Here is a 21,963-nt window from a genome sequence, read left to right as displayed (position 1 = left end):
CGGTTTGTCAGGCAACATTTACGTCGACTGACACGCCCTCTTCGCGAGCAAGCTCGCTCCCACATTTGAATCGTGTACGACTCAGGATTTCTTGGTGGCAGCCTTGGCTTTGGCACCGCGCTGACGCTGCGCTTCAAACAGGCACACGCCGGTTGCCACGGATACGTTCAGACTGCTGACGCTACCGGCCATCGGCAGCTTCACCAGATAGTCGCAGTGTTCACGGGTCAGGCGACGCATGCCTTTGCCTTCAGCGCCCATGATCAGAATGGTCGGGCCAGTCAGATCCTGGTCGTAAATGCTGACTTCAGCTTCGCCTGCCGTGCCGACAATCCACAGACCGCGCTGCTGAAGTTTTTCCAGGGTACGGGCGAGGTTGGTTACCGCCACCAACGGAATCACTTCCGCCGCGCCGCAAGCGACTTTACGCACGACTGGCGTCAGGGTCGCCGACTTGTCTTTCGGCACGATCACCGCCAGTGCACCGGCAGCATCGGCCGAACGCAGGCAGGCGCCGAGGTTGTGCGGATCGGTCACGCCGTCGAGTACCAGCAACAGTGGCGCGCCTTCAGTGCGATCAAGCAGCTCATCGAGCATCGCCTCGCCCCAGACCTGGCTCGGGCTGACTTCCGCGACCACGCCCTGATGCACGCCTTCAACCCAAGCGTCCATTTCACGGCGTTCAGCCTGGCCGACCTGGACGCGATTTTCGTTGGCCAGCTCAACCAGCGTCTGCACGCGTGGATCATTGCGGCTTTCCGCCAGCCAGATCTGCTTGACGCGTTTCGGGTGGTGACGCAGCAGCGCTTCTACCGCGTGAACGCCGTAGATTTTTTCCAACTGACTCATGACTTCGCCTTCGGTTTACGTGCCCCGCCACTTTTGGCTGGAGCAGAACCCGCTTTTGGCGGGCCTTTACGGTGTTTGCTCGGTTTCGCTGGCTTGCCGCCGGAAGCCTTTTCAGGCGCCGACCGTCCGGTCTTTCCCCCGGACGCCGCTTTACCACCGTTTTTCGCGTCGGAAAGCAGCGCTTTCTTCATTTCACGGCTTTTGCGCAACTCGGCGTTTTTCGCCACGGCGTCGCTTGGACGATAGGCTTCGGCAGCCTTTTCTTTCGCCGGACGACGACCAGCGGTTTTCGCTGGAGCCGCTTCGGCTTTTTCCTTCGCGGCGGGTGCGGCCGTTTCAGCACCACGCTTCTTGCGGCCAATCGGCGCGCTGATGGTTTTTTCGGCCATCTCGAAGTCGATCTTGCGCTCGTCGAGGTCAACGCGCATCACACGTACTTCAACGGTATCGCCGAGACGGAAACTGCGGCCGGTGCGCTCGCCCGCCAGGCGGTGATGCACAGGATCGAAGTGGTAGTAATCGCCCGGCAGCGCGGTGACGTGCACCAGGCCTTCGACGTAGATATCGGTCAGTTCGACGAACAGACCAAAACCGGTCACCGCAGTGATCACACCCGGGAACGATTCGCCCACGCGATCCTTCATGAACTCGCATTTGAGCCAGTTCACGACGTCGCGGGTCGCTTCGTCGGCACGGCGCTCGCTCATCGAGCATTGCTCGCCGAGTTGCTCCAGCGCCGCTTCGTCGTACGGATAGATGCGCGCCTTCGGAATGGACATCGCACCGGCACGGCGAACGTGCGGGGTGTCCTGTTTCGAATGGATCACGCTGCGGATTGCGCGGTGCGTGAGCAAGTCCGGGTAACGACGGATCGGCGAGGTGAAGTGGGTATAAGCTTCGTAATTCAGGCCGAAGTGGCCCTGATTGTCAGCGCTGTACACCGCTTGACTCAGCGAACGCAGCATCACCGTCTGGATCAGATGGAAATCCGGACGATCCTTGATGCTCGCCAGCAGCGCCTGATAGTCCTTCGGCGACGGGCCGTCCTTGCCTTTGTGCAGGGACAGGCCGAGCTCGCCAAGGAAGGCACGGAGTTTTTCCAGACGCTCCGGTGGCGGACCATCGTGGACGCGATACAGCGCAGGGATTTCGTGCTTCTTGAGGAATTCGGCGGTGGCCACGTTAGCCGCCAGCATGCACTCCTCGATCAGCTTGTGCGCATCGTTACGGGTGGTCGGACGGATCTCGGCAATCTTGCGCTCGGTACCGAAGATGATTCGGGTTTCCTGCGTTTCGAAATCGATCGCGCCACGGACGTGACGAGCAGCCAGCAGCACCTTGTACAGCGCATACAGCTGTTTAAGGTGCGGCAGAACGTCGTTGTACTCACCGCGAAGCTGACGCGCCTCGGTGACTTTCGGCGTTTCCAGCATCGCGCTGACTTTGTTGTATGTCAGACGAGCGTGGGAGTGAATCACCGCTTCATAGAAGCAGTAGTCGGTCATTTCGCCGGACTTGGAGATGGTCATCTCGCAAACCATGGCCAGACGATCGACATGTGGGTTCAGCGAGCACAGGCCGTTGGACAGTTGCTCAGGCAGCATCGGCACGACGCGTTCCGGGAAGTACACGGAGTTGCCGCGCACTTGCGCTTCGTTGTCCAGCGCCGAACCAATCTTCACGTAGCTGGAAACGTCGGCAATCGCCACGTACAACTTCCAGCCGCCGGAGAACAGGCGCAGCTTGCCCGGTTTGGCTTCGCAATAAACCGCATCGTCGAAGTCGCGAGCATCTTCGCCGTCAATGGTGACGAACGGCAGATGGCGCAGGTCGACGCGCTTCTCTTTGTCTTTTTCTTCGACTTCCGGCTTGAGCTTGGCCGCTTCTTTCAGCACGGCTTCAGGCCAGACGTGCGGAATGTCGTAGGTGCGCAGGGCCACATCGATTTCCATGCCCGGCGCCATGTAGTTGCCGACCACTTCGACCACGTCGCCTTGCGGCTGGAAGCGCGGCGTTGGCCAGTGGGTGATTTTCACCTCGACAAACTGACCGATCTGCGCGTTGGCGTTGCGGCCCGGGGTGACCAGCACTTCTTGCTGAATCTTCGGATTGTCCGCGACGACGAAGCCGATGCCGCCCTCTTCAAAGTAGCGACCGACGATGGTTTCGTGGGCACGGGACACCACTTCGACAATCACGCCTTCGCGGCGACCGCGACGGTCGAGACCGGAAACACGCGCCAATGCACGGTCGCCATCGAACACCAGACGCATTTGCGCCGGGCTCATGAACAGGTCGTCGCTGCCATCGTCAGGAACGAGGAAGCCGAAACCGTCACGGTGACCGCTGATGCGACCGAGGATCAGGTCGAGCTTGTCTACCGGCGCGTATGTGCCACGGCGGGTGTAGATCAGTTGAGCGTCGCGCTCCATAGCGCGCAGGCGGCGGCGCAGGGCTTCGATCTGGTCTTCTGTGGTCAGACCAAACTCTTCCACCAGTTGCTCGCGGGCAGCAGGCGAACCCCGATCGGCGAGGTGCGCCAGGATCAGTTCGCGGCTAGGAATAGGGTTTTCATATTTTTCCGCTTCACGAGCGGCCTCGGGATCGAGGGACTGCCAATCGGCCATTAGAGAGTTTTCACCTTGTCTATATGCGGGTTAGTTTGGCATAGGCGCCATGAAACGGGAAATTTCCGACTCTATAAGGCGCGTATCCGGGGCTGTAGCGTTGCTTGAAAGCCGTTTTGAACACCGCTGGTAAAAAAAATCATGTTTTTTGCTGAGAGGGGTTTACAGTTAAAAAGACGCTCCGTATAGTGCGCGCCATCGACGACGCACAGCGTTGCCGATACTGCCCAGATGGTGAAATTGGTAGACACGCCAGCTTCAGGTGCTGGTGACCGCAAGGTCGTGGAAGTTCGAGTCTTCTTCTGGGCACCAATTTCGAGCTTGAGACTAGATCAGTTTCAAGGCTCACACAAAAACCCGCGAAAGCGGGTTTTTTGCATTCTAAGCCCGGGTTTTCTTAAAACTGATTTATTAAAATTAAATCAGGGGTTTACAGATCAAAATGCGCTCCGTATAGTGCGCCACATCAACAGCGGCAACGCTAGCGATGATTGCCCAGATGGTGAAATTGGTAGACACGCCAGCTTCAGGTGCTGGTGACCTTACGGTCGTGGAAGTTCGAGTCTTCTTCTGGGCACCAATTCAAACTCAAGGTTACGACCTTGAGTTTCACAAAAACCCGCGAAAGCGGGTTTTTGCGTTTCTGGCTTGCAGAAATTTATCACTACCCCGCCTATCAAAATGCCAGCCCCGCCGCAAGGCGCACTTGAGAAACAATATCGTTTATCATTGTTGCAAGTTTTTGCAATGCGACAGTGAGGAACCCTGCGAATGACGTTTCGAAATACCCTGCGCCGAGGCCTGACCTTCACCCTCCTCGGCCTGGCGCTCGCCACTCCCCTCACCCAGGCTGCCGATGCGGTTTCCCTGACTCTCTACAACGGCCAGCACAAGGAAGTCGGCGACGCGATCGCCAAAGCCTTCGAAGCCAAGACCGGCATTCACGTCAACGTACGCAAGGGCAGCAGCAATCAGTTGGCCAGCCAGGTCATCGAAGAAGGCGATCGCTCCCCTGCCGACGTGATCTACACCGAAGAGTCGCCACCGCTCAATAATCTCGGCGAGCTGGGCTTGCTGGCCAAAACCGATGACGCCACGCTGGCTGTTCTTCCGGAAAAATATGTGGCCGGCAACGGCACCTGGATCGGCGTGACAGCGCGGGTTCGCGTTGTCGCCTACAACCCGAAACTGGTCGACGAAAAAGACCTGCCGAAATCGGTGATGGAGTTCTCCGATCCGCAGTGGCAGGGCAAAGTCGGCTTCGTACCGACCAGCGGCGCCTTCCAGGAACAAGCCGTAGCGATCATCAAGATGCACGGTCGCGACGCCGCCGAAGAATGGCTGACCGGTCTGCGCGCATTCGGCAAGACCTACAGCAACAACATGGTCGCCCTCAAAGCCGTGGAAAACGGCGAAGTCGCCACCGTGCTGGTGAACAACTACTACTGGTTCGCCCTGCAACGCGAGAAAGGCAAACTGGATTCGAAGCTGCATTACTTCACCGGCGGTGACGTCGGCGGCTTGATCACTGTGTCCAGCGCGGCCGTGCTGAAATCCAGCAAACATCCAAAAGAAGCCCAGCAGTTTCTTGCCTACATGGCCAGCGAAGAAGGCCAGCGCGTGATCACTCAGACGACCGCCGAGTATCCGCTGCACAAAGGCATGGAATCGGATCGCGGGCTCAAGCCGTTCAGCGAACTGGAAGCGCCGAACGTGACCCCGGCCGATCTGGGCAATGCTGAAGAAGCGCTGGAGCTGGAACGCGAAGTTGGCTTGAACTGATGACCGCATCGTTATCCGCCCCTGCCGCGCGCGGGGGTTACGTACCAAAGCGCAAGCGGCCATCGATCTGGCTGGTATTGCCAGTTTTGTTGCTGGTGGTACTGAGCCTGTTGCCGCTGGCCTATGTCGGACTGAAAGCTTGGCAGGCCGGCTGGGCCGAAGCGCTGCACTTGTTGTGGCGTCCGTATGTATTCGGCCTGCTGCGCAACACCTTGGCGTTAATGGTTGGCGTAACCCTTACGTGCGGCGTGATCGGTCTGTCGCTGGCCTGGCTGCTGGAGCGCAGCAACTTGCCGGGGCGACGCTTGTGGGGCGTGATTCTGTGCTTGCCGTTCGCAGTGCCAGCATTTGTCAGCAGTTTCACCTGGGTCTCTTTGAGCGCACAGTTCGAAGGGCTCGGCGGGGCGATTCTGGTGATGAGCCTGTCGAAGTACCCGCTGATCTTCCTGCCAGTGGCCGCGACGCTGCGCAATCTCGATCCCTCTCTTGAAGAATCCGCCCGCACCCTCGGCCAGAATCGCTGGGGCGTATTCTTTCGCGTCACCTTGCCTTTGCTCTGGCCATCACTATTGGCCGGTTCGTTGCTGATTGCCTTGCACATGCTGGTGGAGTTCGGCGCACTGTCGATCATCGGCCTGCAAACCTTCACCACGGCGATCTATCAGCAATTCGAACTGGAATTCAGCAACGCCAACGCAGCGATGCTCTCGGCCGTATTGCTGGCGCTGTGCCTGGTTTTGCTTTGGCTGGAGTTGCGCGTACGCGGCAAGGGCCGGCATGTGCGCACCGGCCAGGGTGCGGCGCGCCAGGCTGAACAGGTTCGGCTCGGACCATGGGCAGCCGTCGGTCAGTTGTATTGCCTGATGCTGGCGGTTGTCGGCAGCGGCATTCCGTTGGGGATGTTGGCCTATTGGCTGGCGGTCGGTTCGTCGGCGGCTTTTCCGGTGACTGCGATTACTGAAGCGTTGCTTTCATCTTTGGCGCTTTCTCTTGGCGGCGCAGCATTGTGCCTGGTGCTGGCAGTTCCGGTGGGGTTGCTGGTGGTGCGCTACAAAGGCCAACTGGCGATTTGGGCCGAGCGCTTGCCGTATCTGCTGCATGCACTGCCAGGATTGGTGATTGCGTTGACGCTGGTGTATTTCGCCCTGCATTACGTGCCGGCGCTTTATCAGACGTCGGGGCTGCTGCTGATCGCTTATGCGCTGCTGTTTCTACCACTGGCGCAGGCGCCGATCCGCACGGCACTGAACAAGGCTGCGCCACAACTGGAAGAAGCTGCGCGGACGCTGGGGGCCTCGTCGTTCACAGCATTTTGCCGAGTGACGTTGCCGATCATCTTCCCGGCATTGGGCGCGGCGTTTGCACTGGTGTTTCTGGACGCGATGAAGGAATTGACGGCGACGTTGTTGTTGAGTCCGACCGGGCTCAATACGCTGGCGACCGAGGTATGGGCGCATACCGCGAACGTCGAGTTTGCGGCGGCGGCGCCTTATGCGGCGTTGTTGATTTTGGTATCGGGGTTGCCGGTTTATCTGCTGACGACGCGGATGTATTTGAGCCGTTGAAATAGCTATCGCGAGCAGGCTCACTCCTACATTGGTATGCGTTCCCCCTGTAGGAGCGAGCCTGCTCGCGAAGAGGCCCGACCAGACAACATCAAGCCCTGAACTGCCCCAGACTCGCCTTGAGCTGCGCAGCCAATCCATCCAGCACCTTGCCACTCGCCGTGGTTTCCACCACCGCCTGCGCCGCTTTCTCGGCCTGCGCATGAATCGTCTCGACCCGCCCGCGCACAGCCTGCGCGCCTTGCGCCTGATGCGCAGCTGCCTGCGTTGCCAAGCCAATCGCCGCATGCACTTGCTCGACCGACGCCTGCACTGATTGCTGCAACCGCGCACTGTCACGCAACACCAGCAACCCTTCGCTGGCCTGACGCCCGGCCTGGCCGATCGCCTCGACCGCCTCACGCGCGCCCTGCTGCAACGCGACGATATGCGCCTGAATATCGCCAGTAGAACTTTGTGTCTTGCTCGCCAGTGCACGTACTTCGTCGGCCACCACGGCAAAGCCACGCCCGGTTTCGCCAGCGCGCGCCGCTTCAATGGCAGCGTTGAGCGCCAGCAGGTTGGTCTGCTCGGCAATTCCGTGAATCACCGTCAGCACCACTTCGATCTGCTCGCTCTGCTGCGCCAGCCGCTCGATGACTTTCGCCCCGGTATCCACCTGCCCCGCCAGCGCTTCGATCAGGCTGCCGACCTTGGCGGATGTGCGAGTGTTTTCGTCAGTGGCCTGACGAATATCCACCACCTGCTTCAGCGCCGCCTGCATGGCATGGCTTTCCGACTGCGCCTCATCAGCCATTTGCGACAGTGCACGCAGGCTTTCCGCCACTTCATCACGCTGCATGCCCGCCGCCGCATCGGCACCGGCATTGCGCAGGGTCATCGCGCCGATTTCTACGCCGGTACGCTGCGCAACATCGCCCGCCTCGCGCACGATCGGCTGCAACTTATCCACAAAGCGATTGACCGCCGAAGCCATGTCGCCGATTTCGTCCTTGCTGTTGATCTGCACACGCTTGGTCAGGTCGCCCTCGCCCGCCGCCAGGTCATCCATCGCGGCGTTGAGCATCTTCAGCCGATTGACCACGCGATGACCCAACACTACCGCCAGCAACAGCAGCACACCGCAACCGACCAGCGCCAGACCCAGGCCTATGCGCCAGCGCAAGGTTGCCGCTGCTTCCTGAACGGTATTGGCGGTATTGGATTTCATCTCGGTCGCAGTGGACTGCGCCGACTGCAGGCGCGACTGCATGGCTTTGGCACTGTCTGCGGCGGCGCCCTTGAGACTGTCGCCGACCAACTGATCACTGCTGGCGATCAACGCCGAGAAGCGCTTGTCCAGCGCCGCCAGATCGGTTTCCACCGACGCAGTGGATACACCCATCAGCACTTTGCCGATTTCCACGCCGTTGGGGTTGATCGAAGCTTCGAGGTAGTAAACCGACGGATCGTTCTTGGCCGCATCCAGCACTTTATCCAGCGCACGCTCGCCCTGGCCTTTTTCCAACAGGGCCTTGTTGATCGGGTTTTCGCGGTTGAGATAACGGGTCAGGTGCTGGCCGGTGGCGTCGTCGTACACCACAAACAGCACGTTGGGATTGCGCTGGGCACGCCGAGCGAACTCGGACAGGGTCGGTACGTCGCTGTCCCACATGGCTCGCGGCGCTACCGAGGCCAGCAACTGCGCCATGTCATTGGCCGAATCCTTCAGATCCTTTTCCAGCGTCGCACGCAGCTGCGCCTGCTCATCTTTCAGGCGCGAAGACAGGCCGGCAGTCAGTCGCTGACGGGTACTGGCGGACAAGGCATCAAGGCTCGAGGTGACCTCTCGCCCGGCCTGCTCCAGCTCGCCGGAGAGTTTCTGGCTGTCAGCGCCCAGGCGCACCGCCAGATCAGCTTCCAGCGCCGTGACGGTGCTCCGCGTCAGGGCAACGGCCACCAGCACCTGCACCAAAAGGGCGATACCAAGGGTAACGAACACGGGGCGCAACAAACGGCTTTGTAACAGTGAGAGAACGGCCGACACTGTGAATACCTCTACTTCTGACGCCATTAATTTGATGGCACTCTTGTAGACAGATTCACAGCAAAGGTCATGCCGTCCAACAGGCATAAACGACAAAGGCCCCGATGAAGGGGCCTTTGTGTTTTTACATCAACGACTTATCAAGCAAACGGATGACGCAGAACGATGGTTTCGTTGCGGTCCGGGCCCGTCGAAATAATGTCGATCGGCGCGCCGATCAGCTCTTCAACACGCTTGATGTAGGCACGAGCGTTAGCTGGCAGCTCTTCCAGGGTCTTGGCGCCCACGGTCGATTCGGTCCAGCCCGGCACTTCTTCGTACACAGGCTGCAGGCCTACGTAGCTGTCAGCGTCAGTCGGAGCAACGGCATTGCCTTCGGCATCTTTGTAGCCAACGCAGATGTTGATGGTTTCCAGACCGTCGAGCACGTCCAGCTTGGTCAGGCAGATGCCCGAGATGCTGTTCACATCGATAGCGCGACGCAGGATAACGGCGTCGAACCAGCCGCAACGACGGGCACGGCCGGTGGTGGCGCCGAACTCGTGACCTTGCTTGGCCAGGTGCGCACCGACTTCGTCGAACAGCTCAGTCGGGAATGGGCCCGAACCAACGCGAGTGGTGTAAGCCTTGGTGATGCCCAGGATGTAGTCCAGGAACATCGGGCCAACGCCCGAACCGGTCGCCACGCCACCGGCGGTGGTGTTGGAGCTGGTCACGTACGGGTAGGTACCGTGGTCGATGTCGAGCAACGAACCCTGGGCGCCTTCGAACATGATGTCTTTGCCGGCGCGACGCAGGTCGTGCAGCTCGGCAGTGACGTCGAGCATCAGCGGCTTCAGCAGCTCGGCGTATTCCTTGCACTCGGCCAGGGTCTTTTCGAACTCGATGGCCGGTTCTTTGTAGTAACCAACCAGCATGAAGTTGTGGTAATCCACCAGTTCACGCAGCTTGTCTTCGAAGCGCGGCATGTTCAGCAGGTCGCCAACACGCAGGCCACGACGAGCAACCTTGTCTTCGTACGCCGGGCCGATGCCGCGACCGGTGGTACCGATCTTCAGCTCGCCACGGGCCTTTTCACGAGCCTGGTCCAGCGCTACGTGGAAGGACAGGATCAGCGGGCAGGACGGGCTGATACGCAGACGCTCGCGCACCGGTACGCCTTTCTCTTCCAGCTTGGTGATCTCGCGCAGCAGGGCGTCAGGTGCAACCACCACGCCGTTGCCGATCAGGCACTGCACGCCTTCGCGCAGCACGCCCGACGGAATCAGGTGCAAAACGGTTTTCTCGCCGTCGATCACCAGGGTGTGACCAGCGTTGTGGCCACCCTGGTAGCGCACTACGGCGGCAGCATGTTCGGTCAGCAGATCAACGATCTTGCCTTTGCCCTCATCACCCCATTGGGTGCCCAGGACTACGACATTCTTACCCATAACACTTGTCCTCATTCGCGCAAACTTGGTGCCGGCGATGGCCGGCAGGAAAACTCAAGAAGCCAGTGGCGATACTTGCCAAAGCCCGTTCTGCTGAATCAATTGCCGGTCGCAGTCCGCATCACGGGCGGCGGCCAAAGGTTGCCCAGGCAAAGCCTGAACGACACGCTGACCCTCACTGCGCAACTGGCAAACCTGCTGCCAGAGTGCCGCATCCGTACTGTCAGGCATCCAGATACCGCCAGACGGTAGCTCGATGTCAGCACGCCCCAGGGTCACCAGGGTTTTCAAATCGGTGGAAAAGCCTGTCGCTGGACGGGCGCGACCGAAGTCGGCACCGATGTCGTCGTAACGACCGCCCTGAGCGATGGACTGACCAACGCCCGGCACGAACACCGCGAACACCACACCGGTGTGGTAGTGGTAGCCACGCAGCTCGCCCAGATCGAAGTACAACGGCAGCTCCGGGAAGCGTGCCGACAGACGCTCGGCGATCGCCAGCAAGTCTTCCAGTGCCGCCAGAACCGGCGCCGGCGCATTGGCCAGACGCTCGCGGGCAGCGCTCAACACTTCACGGCCGCCGCACAGGTCGACCAGCGCACGCAGCATGCCGGACAGATCGGCCGGCAGGCCTTCGGTCAAGGTAATGACCTCGTCGATGGCCTTGCGTTGCAACGCATCGAACAACTGCTGCTCGACTTCACCGGACAGACCGGCGGCACGCGCCAGGCCACGGTAGATGCCGACATGACCAAGATCCATGTGCACATCCGGCACATCGGCCAGTTGCAGCATGGCCAGCATCAGGCTGATCACTTCAACGTCGCTGCTCGGGCTGGCGTCGCCGTACAACTCGGCGCCCAACTGGATCGGGCTGCGCGAGGACGACAGTGCACGCGGCTGCGCGTGCAGCACGCTGCCGGCGTAGCACAGACGGCTCGGACCTTCGCGACGCAGGGTGTGCGCATCGATGCGCGCCACTTGCGGCGTGATGTCGGCACGGAAACCCATCTGCCGGCCCGACTGCGGGTCGATGACCTTGAAGGTACGCAGATCCAGGTCCTGGCCCGCGCCGGTCAGCAGGGATTCCAGGTACTCGATATGGGGAGTCACGACAAACTCGTAACCCCAGCTCTGGAACAGATCCAACACCTGACGACGCGCGACTTCAATGCGCGCCGCTTCCGGTGGCAGTACTTCTTCGATGCCATCTGGCAGCAGCCAGCGGTCTACCGTTGCCATTACGCCATTCCCCTTTGATCCGGGCGGCCAGCCTGCGGGCGAGCCTTGAGTGAAGCAGAAAATGATCGGTCCGTTCAAAACGCACGCGCATGAACGACACGGCGAAAGGCCTGTTACCGGCTTCGCCCATCACTTTCCTCGAAATACTCTCGGGCCATTGAACCCGATGTCTGCAACAAAAAACAGCAATCAAACGTGCAGACGCAAAAAAGCCGGGAATTTCCCGGCTGCCGCATCATACACACGTTTTCCCAAAGGATCACCCCGCCCGAGGCTTTAGCCGCCGGGCGGAATGATTCAGGTCAACGGCGTATCAAGGCTTGGCCTTTTCCAGGTAGTGGAAAAAGTCGCTGCTTGGGTCGAGGACCAATACGTCGGATTTGTTCGCGAAGCTTTCACGGTAGGCGCGCAGGCTACGGTAGAAACTGTAGAACTCCTGATCCTGGCCGTAGGCCTTGGAGTAGATCGCAGCGGCCTGGGCATCACCATCACCGCGAACCTCTTCGGATTCACGATAGGCTTCAGCCAGCAGCACACGGCGTTGACGATCAGCGTCGGCACGGATGCCTTCCGCCAGTTCGTTACCCTTGGCGCGGTGCTCGCGAGCTTCACGCTCACGCTCGGTGCTCATACGTTCGAACACACTGCGGTTTACTTCTTTTGGCAGATCGATGGCCTTGACCCGGACATCGACAACCTCGATACCCAGCTCTTTTTCCGCCATTTTGTTCAGCGAAGCAGTGATGTCAGCCATCAGTGCGTCACGCTCACCCGACACCACCTCGTGCAGGGTGCGCTTACCGAACTGGTCACGCAGACCGGATTCCAGACGACGGGACAGACGCTCGTCGGCGATTTGCTTCAGACCGGAAGTCGCGGTGTAGAAGCGCTCGGCATCTTTCACGCGCCACTTGGCGTAGGCATCGACCATCACGGCTTTCTTTTCCAGGGTCAGGAAACGCTGTGTCGGTGCATCCAGCGTCATCAGACGTGCGTCGAATTTACGCACCTGGTTAACGTAAGGCACTTTCACATGCAGACCCGGCTGAACATCGGCCTGAACCACACGACCGAATTGCAGCAGCACCGCACGCTCGGTCTGAGCGACGATGTAGAAGCAGTTCCAGCCCACCAGTACGACAACGACGCCAACAATAAGGGCGATCAGCGATTTATTGCTCATCAGCGGGTCTCCCTTGTACGCGACTGCGGCAGGTCAGTGACATGCGGCGTGACGTCCGTGTTGTTGCTGGCAGCAGCCGAACCGGTGACCGGTGCATTGCTGCCCGAACTGTTCTGAATCATCTTGTCCAACGGCAGGTAAAGCAGGTTGCTCTGGCCGTTCTTGTTGCCGGTCACAAGCACCTTGCTGGTGTTGCTGAAGACTTCCTGCATGGTGTCCAGGTACAGACGCTGGCGGGTAACCTCAGGTGCCTTGCGATACTCGGCGACCAGTTTGGTAAAGCGATCGGCTTCACCCTTGGCGCGCGAGACCGTTTCGTCACGATAACCGTTGGCATCTTCAAGGATGCGCTGGGCCTGACCACGGGCTTCCGGCACGACGCCGTTGGCGTAGGTTTCAGCCTGGTTGCGCGAGCGCTGCTCGTCTTCACGGGCGCGGATCACGTCGTCAAAGGCTTCCTGCACTTCACGCGGTGCCGCTGCGCTCTGTACGTTGACCTGAGTAACGGTGATACCGGTGCGATAGGTATCGAGGAAGCGTTGCAGACGCTCCTTGATTTCGCTGGCCATCAACTCACGACCTTCAGTCAGCACCTGGTCCATGGCGGTGGAACCCACAACGTGGCGCAGGGCACTGTCGGTCGCATGCTGCAGGCTGATTTCCGGCTGATCGACGTTCAGCACGAAGTCCTGCAGGTTGCTGATCTTGTACTGCACGGTCAGCGGCACTTCGACGATGTTCTCGTCTTCGGTCAGCATCTGGCCCTGCTTGGTGTAGGCACGCTCACGCGTGACGTTTTCCATGTACTTTTTATCGATCGGCGGGAAGTAGATGTTCAGGCCCGGGCCGACAGTCTCGTAGTACTTGCCGAAGCGCAGCACCACGGCCTGCTCCTGCTCGTCGACCACGTAGACCGCGCTGTACAGCCAGACAGCCGCCAGCACAACGAGACCGATGCCGAGCAGGCCGCCGAAGCCGCCACCACTCCTGCCCGAACCACCGCCGTCATCACCACCGCGTTTCTTACCACCACCGAACAACCCGTTCAGGCTTTCCTGCAGCTTTCGGAAGGCCTCGTCGAGATCCGGTGGCCCCTTGCGGTCGCCGTTATTGCGGCGTTTGCCACCCCAAGGATCCTGATTATTCGAGTTGCCACCCGGCTCATTCCAAGCCATAGCGCTCTCCATCTGATAAAGCAAAGACGCACCCACGGCGCGCCGACCAATGCTACAGAATGCCTGCCGTTGCGGCACAACCGCTTTGTCAGGCTTTTATTGCAAAGTGTGTTGCTCGATGAACTCCATCGGCTGCAATCCTTCGCGGCTTACCAGTCGATTCAACTCGACACGGGGCAAACGAACGGCCAGCAGACTGATGCCTTCTTCGTCATGCTCTTCTTTCTGCACCGCACCGAGTTCGAAAAACTGCGCACGCAGTCGCGCGAATCGTTGCGGCAAGCGCAAGGTACCGATAAACAAATCACTGCCAAGTAATTCGGCGATGGCTTGCTCAAGCAATTCCAGACCACTACCGTCACGCGCCGAAAGCCAGACCCGCTGGGGCTTGCCGTTTTCGTCGCGCTGGATTTGTGGCTCAACGCCTTCAAGCAAATCGAGTTTGTTATAGACCTCGAGGATCGGCAAGTCCTGGGCACCAATCTCGCCCAGCACCACCATCACCTGCTCGATCTGCAACATGCGATCCGGTTCGGCCGCATCGATCACGTGCAACAGCAGGTCGGAATTGCTCGACTCTTCGAGGGTAGACCGAAATGCTTCGACCAGCTTGTGCGGCAAGTGACGAATGAAGCCCACCGTGTCCGCCAGAACGATCGGCCCCAGGTCGTCAATGTCGAGACGGCGCAGGGTCGGATCCAGCGTGGCGAACAATTGGTCAGCCGCGTAGACGTCGGATTTCGTCACGTTGTTGAAGAGTGTGGATTTGCCGGCGTTGGTGTATCCCACCAGAGAAACGGTAGGAATGTCCGCACGGGAGCGACCACGTCGCGATTGCTCGCGCTGGCTGCGCACCTTCTCCAGCCGGCCCTTGATCTGGCGCAGGCGGACCCGCAGCAAACGGCGGTCGGTTTCCAGCTGGGTTTCACCCGGACCGCGCATGCCGATACCACCACCCTGACGCTCAAGGTGAGTCCAGCCGCGAACCAGCCGGGTGCTCATGTGGTCAAGCTGGGCCAGTTCAACCTGGAGCTTGCCTTCATGGGTACGCGCGCGTTGGGCGAAAATATCGAGAATCAGACCGGTACGGTCGATCACGCGACACTCGAAAACACGTTCGAGGTTACGTTCCTGACTGGGCGTGAGGATGTGATTGAAAATCACCAGATCGGCTTCTTCAGCCTTGACCAGGTCGCGCAGTTCCTCGACCTTGCCGCTGCCGATCAGGTATTTGGCGGTTGGCCGATGACGCGGCACGTTAAAAAACGCAACGGTCTCGGCGCCGGCCGAATTAGCCAATTCCTGAAACTCCTGCGGATCTTCGCGCGCCTCAGGGTCCTGTCCATCCAAGTGAACGAGGATCACTCGCTCACCACCACCGTGGCGCTCAAAGAACAAAGGAGACTCCTATCAGGCGTTACCTGGCTCAGCGTCACCTGCTTCGGATTCGGTTGCGCTAGGCAGACGAATTGGACGAACCGGCACTACTGTCGAGATAGCGTGTTTGTAAACCATCTGGCTCACGGTGTTTTTCAGCAGGATCACGAACTGGTCGAACGACTCGATCGTGCCTTGCAGTTTGATACCGTTGACCAGATAGATGGAAACCCCAACTTTCTCTTTACGTAAAGTATTCAAGTAAGGGTCTTGTAGCGAATGCCCTTTTGACATGTGCCGCACTCCTTTAAGGATTCAATAATAAAAAATGGGTAATTCAGATGGCTTTGGCCGTCACACCCCCAAGGATAGACGGCAATTGCAAGGACTCAGCTCAATATGGAGATGGTCCCAAGGTATTTCAAGGCGCGTGGCAGATTGTCGCAATCAAGACTGTCCAGCCAGTGTATATCTTCCCAGCTGCGCAGCCAGGTGAACTGGCGTTTGGCCAATTGGCGCGTGGCGATGATGCCGCGCTCCTGCATTTCGGCCAACGTCAGCTTGCCTTCCAGGTAGTCCCAGACTTGGCGGTAGCCTACCGCACGTATAGACGGCAACCCCGAATGCAGGTCACTTCTTTTACGCAGGGCTACGACCTCGTCGATGAACCCCTGTTCCAACATATTTGTGAATCTTTGTTTAATGCGCTCGTGCAGTACCTGACGATTTGCCGGAGCAATGGCCAAGTTCGCGACAGTATAGGGCAATTGTTGCAGTCCCGAAGCGGCTGCTTCAGTACTTTGCGCAGATTGTTGCTGGCGCAGCTCGGTCATGCTCTGACCACTGACCCGATAAACTTCCAGCGCGCGACTCAGGCGTTGCGGATCGTTCGGATGAATCCGCGCCGCGGACACCGGGTCGATAACCGCCAACTGGTCGTGCAGAGCTTGCCAGCCAAGACGTGCAGCCTCTTCTTCGATCTGCGCACGGACGTCAGCATCGGCCGCTGGCATATCTGCCAGACCTTCGACCAAAGCCTTGTAATAGAGCATCGTACCGCCCACCAACAGCGGAATTTTTCCGCGCGCGGTGATCTCGGCCATGGCTTGCAGGGCATCGCGACGGAAATCCGCAGCCGAATAAGCCTCAGCCGGGTCGAGAATATCGATCAAACGGTGCGGATATTCGGCCAGCAATTCTTTCGAAGGCTTGGCCGTGCCAATGTCCATGCCGCGATAGACCAGCGCCGAATCGACACTGATCAACTCGCACGGCATTACCTTGGTCAGCTCGATGGCCAGGTCGGTTTTGCCCGCAGCGGTCGGGCCCATCAGAAAAATCGCTGGAGGGAGCTGGCTCATCAACGACCGCGCAGGAACAGTTTGTCCAGATCGTCCAGGCCCAATTGGGTCCAGGTCGGTCGGCCATGGTTGCATTGACCGCTGCGCTCGGTGTTTTCCATGTCACGCAGCAGACCGTTCATTTCTGGCAGGGCCAGGCGCCGGTTGGCGCGGATCGCGCCGTGGCAGGCCATGGTGCCGAGCAATTCGTTGAGGTGTGCCTGAATCCGGTCGCTGGTGCCGTACTCCATCAGATCCGACAGCACGTCACCGACCAGACGGTTGGCTTCAGCTTGCTTGAGCAACGCCGGAATCTGGCGAATCGCCAAGGTTTCCGGGCCCAGACGCTGCAATTCGAAGCCCAGGCGCTGGAACCATGCGGCGTGTTCTTCAGCGCAATCGGCCTCGCGCTGGCTAACGGCGAGGGATTCCGGCACCAATAACGGCTGCCCACTGAGACCCTCGCTGGCCATAGCGATTTTCAGGCGTTCGTACATGATCCGCTCGTGAGCGGCGTGCATGTCCACTAGCACCAGCCCTTGGGCGTTTTCGGAAAGAATGTAGATACCTTTCAACTGCGCCAAGGCATAGCCGAGCGGAGGAATATCTTCCTGACCAGCCGGCAATGCGTTGGCATTGGCCTCAGGCAGCGGCGCGAAAAACTCGCGGTATGCAGCCTGCGCCTCAGCCGCCGGCGGCACGGCCGATTGCGGACGCGGTGTGTATTGGTACTGATAGGCGCCGCCAGCACTGGCACCGGACGAGGTATTGAACGCCGGTTGCGCCTGCGGTTGCTCCAGCAGCGCATTGGCCGCCAAACGCATTTCGCCTTGCGGTCCGAACTCCCCGGCATCGAGGCCCGTCGGCCGCACGACGGCTGTGGTCACGGAACCGGCAAGCTGGTCTTCCGGGCGCACATCGCCCAACGCGCGGTGCAAAGTGCCGTAAAGGAAGTCATGCACCATGCGCCCGTCACGGAAACGCACTTCGTGCTTGGTCGGGTGCACGTTGACGTCGACGGCCGCCGGATCAACTTCGAAAAACAGCGCAAACGTCGGGTGACGGCCGTTGAACAGCACGTCGCGATAGGCCTGACGCACCGCGTGGGCGACCAGTTTGTCGCGCACCGCCCGGCCATTCACAAAGAAGTACTGCAAATCCGCCTGGCTACGGTTGAACGTCGGCAGGCCAACCCAGCCCCACAGATGCAAGCCGTTGCGCTCGATCTCGATCGGCAGCGCCTGCTCCAGAAACCCCGAGCCGCAGATTGCCGCCACACGCCGGGCGCGGGCCGCATCATCGTGGGCTTCGTGCAGGCTGAGAATGGTCTTGCCGTTATGGCGCAGATGGAAAGCCACGTCGAAACGCGCCAGCGCCAAACGCTTGATCACTTCTTGCAGGTGATCGAATTCGGTTTTTTCGGTCTTGAGGAATTTACGCCGCGCGGGGGTGTTGAAAAACAGGTCGCGCACTTCCACCGAGGTGCCGACCGGATGCGCCGCTGGTTGAACCCGGGGCGCCATGTCGCGGCCTTCGGTTTCCACCTGCCAGGCCTGATCGGCGTCACGGGTGCGCGAGGTCAGCGTGAGGCGTGCCACCGAACTGATCGACGCCAGTGCCTCGCCACGGAAACCGAGGCTCATCACCTGCTCAAGGTCTTCCAGGTTGCGGATCTTGCTGGTGGCGTGACGAGCCAGCGCCAGCGGCAGGTCATCGGCGGAAATCCCGCTGCCATCGTCGCGCACACGGAGCAACTTGACGCCACCCTGCTCGACGTCGACATCAATGCGTTTGGCGCCGGAATCGAGGCTGTTTTCCAACAGCTCCTTGATCACCGAAGCCGGGCGTTCAACCACCTCACCGGCGGCAATCTGGTTCGCCAGCCGAGGGCTGAGCAGTTCGATGCGGGCGGCAGCGCTCAACACTTCGTTCATTCTTTGGACGCCAGTTCGGTGCCTGGAATGGTCAGGTGCTGACCAACTTTCAACTCGTCACTTTTCAGGTTGTTGGCCGCACGCAGCGTGGCCGGCGACACCTGATAGCGCACGCCGATCATCGCCAGCGTTTCACCCGGCCCGACGCGATGATCGCGCGGGCCTTGGGCGATCTTGCCGGAATCACGCAGCCAGGCGATGTACGTGCCCGGTGGCGGATTCTGCTGGAAGAACTGGCGCACGCCGCTGCTGATCGAGCGGGCCAGCGCTTGCTGGTGGCTCGATGCCGAGAGCTTGTTCGCTTCGTTGGCATTGGAGATGAAGCCGGTTTCGACCAGGATCGACGGGATATCCGGCGATTTCAGCACCATGAACCCGGCCTGCTCCACACGCTGTTTGTGCAACGGCGTGACGCGGCCGATGTTGGTCAGGACTTTCTGGCCGACGTTGAGGCTGGAGGTCAGCGAGGCAGTCATCGACAAATCGAGCAACACGCCGGCGAGCATGCGGTCCTTGTCGTCGAGGCTGACGTTGCCGGCACCACCGATCAAGTCGGAACGGTTTTCGCTGTCGGCCAGCCAACGGGCGGTCTCGGAAGTTGCGCCGCGATCAGACAAGGCAAACACCGACGCACCGAAGGCTGCAGCAGATGGCGCGGCGTCGGCGTGAATCGAAACGAACAGGTCGGCGCCCTTCTTGCGGGCAATTTCGGTACGGCCGCGCAACGGGATGAAGTAGTCGCCGGTGCGGGTCAATTCGGCGCGGAAGCCTTTCATGCCGTTGACCTGACGCTGCAATTCGCGGGCGATCTGCAATACCACGTCTTTCTCACGCTGGCCGCGCGAGCCGGACGCACCCGGGTCCTCACCACCGTGGCCGGCGTCGATCACGACAATGATGTCGCGCTTGCCGGCCGGGGCTGGCGGCAACTTGATTGCAGGTTCGGTCGGGGTTACCGGCACCGCTGGCACGGTGGCCACCTGCGGCGTTGGCGCAGGCGGCGGTGCGGCGTCGGCCGGATTGTCGAACAGGTCGACCACCAAACGGTTGCCGTACTGCGCATTCGGCGCCAGCGAGAAGCTTTTCGGGGTGACGGCTTTTTTCAGGTCGATGACCACGCGCAGGTCGGTCGGTGTGCGCTGGGCCGAACGCATTGCGGTGATCGGCGTGTTCGCGGTCTGCACATTCAGCGGCGCACCGAGGGTGGCGCCGTTGATGTCGATCACCAGTCGATCCGGAGCGGTCAGGGTAAACACGCTGTGCTGCACCGGACCGCTCAGGTCGAAGACCAGTCGCGTGTTGTCCGGCGCCCGCCACAAGCGCACGCTGTTGACCTTCGAATCGGCCACAGCGTTGACGGTTACTGCCATCAACAACAGTCCAGCGGCAGCCACCAACGCGCGAAAGCGCATACCTAACCCCATCATTTAATTGGATTCCAATGCCAAAGCGGCACACCAGGCCTCGCCACGCGAGCCCTGGGATAAAATTTTCAGCGAACGCCCGCTGTCTTGCGGGCTAATGGTAATGGTCAGGTCAGGCTTTGGCAAAAAGCCTGCACCTTTATCGGGCCACTCGATCAGGCACAGCGCATCGTCTTCGAAGTAGTCGCGGATGCCGAGAAACTCAAGTTCTTCCGGATCGACCAATCGATACAGGTCGAAGTGGAAGGCGCGGACGTCGCCGATCTCGTAGGGCTCAACCAGGGTGAAGGTCGGACTTTTTACCGCACCGACATGGCCCAAGCCGCGAATGATGCCCCGTGACAGCGTGGTTTTGCCCATCCCCAGGTTGCCTTCGAGAAAAATCAGCCCGTGGCCCTGGGTCACGCGGGCGATCCGTGCGCCAAAGTCGCTCATGGCCTGTTCATCGGCCAGGTACAGGGTTACTTCAGACACGGTGCTTGCTCCTCCAACAACTGACGAATGGCTGGAATCAGATCACTGGCCGCCAGCCCACGGCCGAATTTACCTTGTTGCAGACCAGCATTGGCGTGCAGCCAGACGGCCAGGCAGGCAGCATCGAAGCCGTCCATGCCTTGCGCCAGCAGCGCACCGGTCAAACCGGCCAGCACGTCGCCAAGGCCGGCGGTGGCCATGGCTGGATGGCCCTGGTGACACAGCGCCAGGCGGCCATCGGGATGCGCGATCAGGCTGCCTGCGCCTTTCAACACAACCACTGCTGTATATCTTTTGCTCAGCGCCAGCGCCGCCGCGGGACGATCCGCTTGCACTTCTGCAGTGCTGATTCCCAGCAAACGCGCGGCTTCGCCCGGATGCGGCGTGATCACGCAATCCTTGGGCAACTCGACCAGACCACTGGCCAACAGGTTCAACGCATCGGCGTCCCAGACTTGCGGCAGCGCGGCATTGGCGGCAGATGACAACAGCGCCCGCCCCCAACTGGCCTGTCCCAACCCCGGACCAACCACCAGTACAGAAACTTTCTCCAGCAAACTCATCAACTGATTGGCCGAGGAGGTTCCGAGCGCCATGGCTTCCGGCACTCGCGTCAGCGCCGCCGGGACGTGTTCAGGACGGGTTGCGAGCGACACCATGCCCGCACCGCTGCGCAAAGCCGTTTCGGTGCTGAGCAAAATTGCCCCGCCAAAACCGTGATCGCCACCGATCAGCAACACATGGCCGAAGCGGCCCTTGTGCGAAGTCGGGGCACGCGCCGCTAACCGCGGAAGATTAGCCGTGTTGAGCCGTTGGGCGATAACCTGAATGCCACGATAGATGTCGGCACTGGCCTGCAAATCGTTAAACAGCAATTCGCCGATGTGATCCGCCGCCTCCCCGGCGAACAAACCGAGTTTCAGGCCGATGAAGGTCACCGTCAGATCCGCTCGCACGGCGACACCCAGCACGTGTCCAGTATCGGCACACAATCCGGAAGGGATGTCGACGGCGGTCACTTGCAAACCGCTGGCGTTGATTGCCTTGATCGCGGAGACATAAGGCTCGCGCACATCCCCGCTCAGCCCCGTGCCGAGCAAGGCGTCGAGAATGACGCCGCGCAGTTCACTATCAGGCTGCCAACCCTGCACCACGACGCCTTCAGTCAAAGCCTCGGCATGTGCCCGCGCGGCATCGCCCTGCAAACGCTGCGGATCGCCGACCGCCAATATGCGCACCGACCACCCGGCCCGCTGCGCCATGGCCGCGACCAGATAACCGTCACCGGCATTGTTGCCATGCCCCGCCAGCACCGTCAGTTCAGTCGCCGACGGCCATTGCCGCACCAGCGCTCGCCAGGTCGCATGCGCTGCGCGCTGCATCAATTCGAAGCCCGGCGTACCGGCGGCAATCAGCCGTGCATCGAGTTCGCGCACCTGTGCGGCGCCATACAGCGCGTCGGGTAATTCATCTTTCGTGTGCGGCATGCGTCTTCGGGCTCCGATGTCTGGCAGAATTATACGCACCTCAGCTCC

Annotated in this window: 16 protein-coding genes and 2 tRNA genes; 4 read left to right on the top strand and 14 right to left on the bottom strand. The window is 60.3% G+C overall.

What is annotated here, in order from left to right; translation table 11 throughout:
* Positions 1-81: 81 nt before the first annotated feature.
* Together rlmB and rnr are read right to left on the bottom strand one after the other, a co-directional pair.
* A complete protein-coding gene (gene rlmB, locus GTU76_RS04915; RefSeq protein WP_007915843.1) occupies positions 82-849 on the bottom strand; it encodes a 23S rRNA (guanosine(2251)-2'-O)-methyltransferase RlmB in 768 nt (255 codons plus the stop codon).
* On the bottom strand, positions 846-3,476 hold the full coding sequence (gene rnr, locus GTU76_RS04910) for a ribonuclease R (RefSeq protein WP_016983784.1): 2,631 nt from the start codon (positions 3,474-3,476) through the stop codon (positions 846-848). The genes rlmB and rnr overlap by 4 nt, the downstream gene beginning before the upstream one ends.
* A 225-nt stretch (positions 3,477-3,701) precedes the next feature.
* Between rnr and GTU76_RS04905 the strand changes: the two genes are divergently transcribed.
* The 4 genes from GTU76_RS04905 to GTU76_RS04890 all read left to right on the top strand — a co-directional run bounded on the left by GTU76_RS04905 (position 3,702) and on the right by GTU76_RS04890 (position 6,823).
* Positions 3,702-3,788, top strand: a tRNA-Leu gene (locus tag GTU76_RS04905).
* Between the two features lie 181 nt (positions 3,789-3,969).
* Positions 3,970-4,056: transfer RNA gene (locus GTU76_RS04900), tRNA-Leu, on the top strand.
* A gap of 191 nt (positions 4,057-4,247) precedes the next feature.
* Positions 4,248-5,258, top strand: coding sequence for an extracellular solute-binding protein (locus GTU76_RS04895; protein ID WP_134175845.1), 1,011 nt, complete (start codon positions 4,248-4,250; stop codon positions 5,256-5,258).
* Positions 5,258-6,823, top strand: coding sequence for an ABC transporter permease (locus tag GTU76_RS04890; protein WP_016984780.1), 1,566 nt, complete (start codon positions 5,258-5,260; stop codon positions 6,821-6,823). Before GTU76_RS04895 ends, GTU76_RS04890 begins: the two co-directional genes overlap by 1 nt.
* A 91-nt stretch (positions 6,824-6,914) precedes the next feature.
* On the opposite strand, the gene GTU76_RS04885 is transcribed toward GTU76_RS04890, so the two are convergent.
* The 12 genes from GTU76_RS04885 to GTU76_RS04830 all read right to left on the bottom strand — a co-directional run bounded on the left by GTU76_RS04885 (position 6,915) and on the right by GTU76_RS04830 (position 21,915).
* The gene (locus GTU76_RS04885) at positions 6,915-8,849 is read right to left on the bottom strand and encodes a methyl-accepting chemotaxis protein (protein WP_026000582.1); all 1,935 of its coding nucleotides are present in this window, start codon (positions 8,847-8,849) and stop codon (positions 6,915-6,917) included.
* Between the two features lie 140 nt (positions 8,850-8,989).
* Positions 8,990-10,279, bottom strand: a complete 1,290-nt coding sequence (locus tag GTU76_RS04880; RefSeq protein ID WP_016984782.1) for an adenylosuccinate synthase — start codon at positions 10,277-10,279, stop codon at positions 8,990-8,992.
* Between the two features lie 54 nt (positions 10,280-10,333).
* Positions 10,334-11,521 (bottom strand): ATP phosphoribosyltransferase regulatory subunit, encoded by a 1,188-nt coding sequence (locus GTU76_RS04875; RefSeq protein ID WP_016984783.1) that lies wholly within the window; start codon positions 11,519-11,521, stop codon positions 10,334-10,336.
* Positions 11,522-11,834: 313 nt separating this feature from the next.
* A complete protein-coding gene (gene hflC / locus GTU76_RS04870; protein WP_016984784.1) occupies positions 11,835-12,704 on the bottom strand; it encodes a protease modulator HflC in 870 nt (289 codons plus the stop codon).
* Complete coding sequence (hflK, locus tag GTU76_RS04865) at positions 12,704-13,879, bottom strand: FtsH protease activity modulator HflK (RefSeq protein WP_016984785.1); 1,176 nt, start codon at positions 13,877-13,879, stop codon at positions 12,704-12,706. Before hflK ends, hflC begins: the two co-directional genes overlap by 1 nt.
* 96 nt (positions 13,880-13,975) lie before the next feature.
* On the bottom strand, positions 13,976-15,277 hold the full coding sequence (gene hflX / locus GTU76_RS04860) for a ribosome rescue GTPase HflX (protein ID WP_077570632.1): 1,302 nt from the start codon (positions 15,275-15,277) through the stop codon (positions 13,976-13,978).
* 12 nt (positions 15,278-15,289) lie between these two features.
* Entirely contained in the window at positions 15,290-15,550 is a 261-nt protein-coding gene (hfq, locus tag GTU76_RS04855) for an RNA chaperone Hfq (protein WP_007902656.1), read from the bottom strand.
* Positions 15,551-15,645: 95 nt separating this feature from the next.
* Positions 15,646-16,617 (bottom strand): tRNA (adenosine(37)-N6)-dimethylallyltransferase MiaA, encoded by a 972-nt coding sequence (miaA, locus tag GTU76_RS04850; protein ID WP_016985710.1) that lies wholly within the window; start codon positions 16,615-16,617, stop codon positions 15,646-15,648.
* Positions 16,617-18,518 carry a DNA mismatch repair endonuclease MutL gene (gene mutL / locus GTU76_RS04845; protein ID WP_180698227.1) on the bottom strand — a complete coding sequence of 634 codons (1,902 nt, stop codon included), beginning with the start codon at positions 18,516-18,518 and terminating at the stop codon, positions 16,617-16,619. Before mutL ends, miaA begins: the two co-directional genes overlap by 1 nt.
* An 8-nt stretch (positions 18,519-18,526) precedes the next feature.
* Positions 18,527-19,900 carry an N-acetylmuramoyl-L-alanine amidase gene (locus GTU76_RS04840; RefSeq protein WP_371748301.1) on the bottom strand — a complete coding sequence of 458 codons (1,374 nt, stop codon included), beginning with the start codon at positions 19,898-19,900 and terminating at the stop codon, positions 18,527-18,529.
* Between the two features lie 57 nt (positions 19,901-19,957).
* Positions 19,958-20,428, bottom strand: a complete 471-nt coding sequence (tsaE, locus tag GTU76_RS04835; RefSeq protein WP_007967425.1) for a tRNA (adenosine(37)-N6)-threonylcarbamoyltransferase complex ATPase subunit type 1 TsaE — start codon at positions 20,426-20,428, stop codon at positions 19,958-19,960.
* On the bottom strand, positions 20,416-21,915 hold the full coding sequence (locus tag GTU76_RS04830) for an NAD(P)H-hydrate dehydratase (RefSeq protein WP_180698168.1): 1,500 nt from the start codon (positions 21,913-21,915) through the stop codon (positions 20,416-20,418). The genes tsaE and GTU76_RS04830 overlap by 13 nt, the downstream gene beginning before the upstream one ends.
* Positions 21,916-21,963 lie beyond the last annotated feature (48 nt).

Source organism: Pseudomonas crudilactis, from assembly GCF_013433315.1.
Lineage (GTDB): Bacteria > Pseudomonadota > Gammaproteobacteria > Pseudomonadales > Pseudomonadaceae > Aquipseudomonas > Aquipseudomonas crudilactis.
Note: the sequence above shows the minus strand (reverse complement) of the source record. Positions and strands in the feature narration are given on the sequence as shown.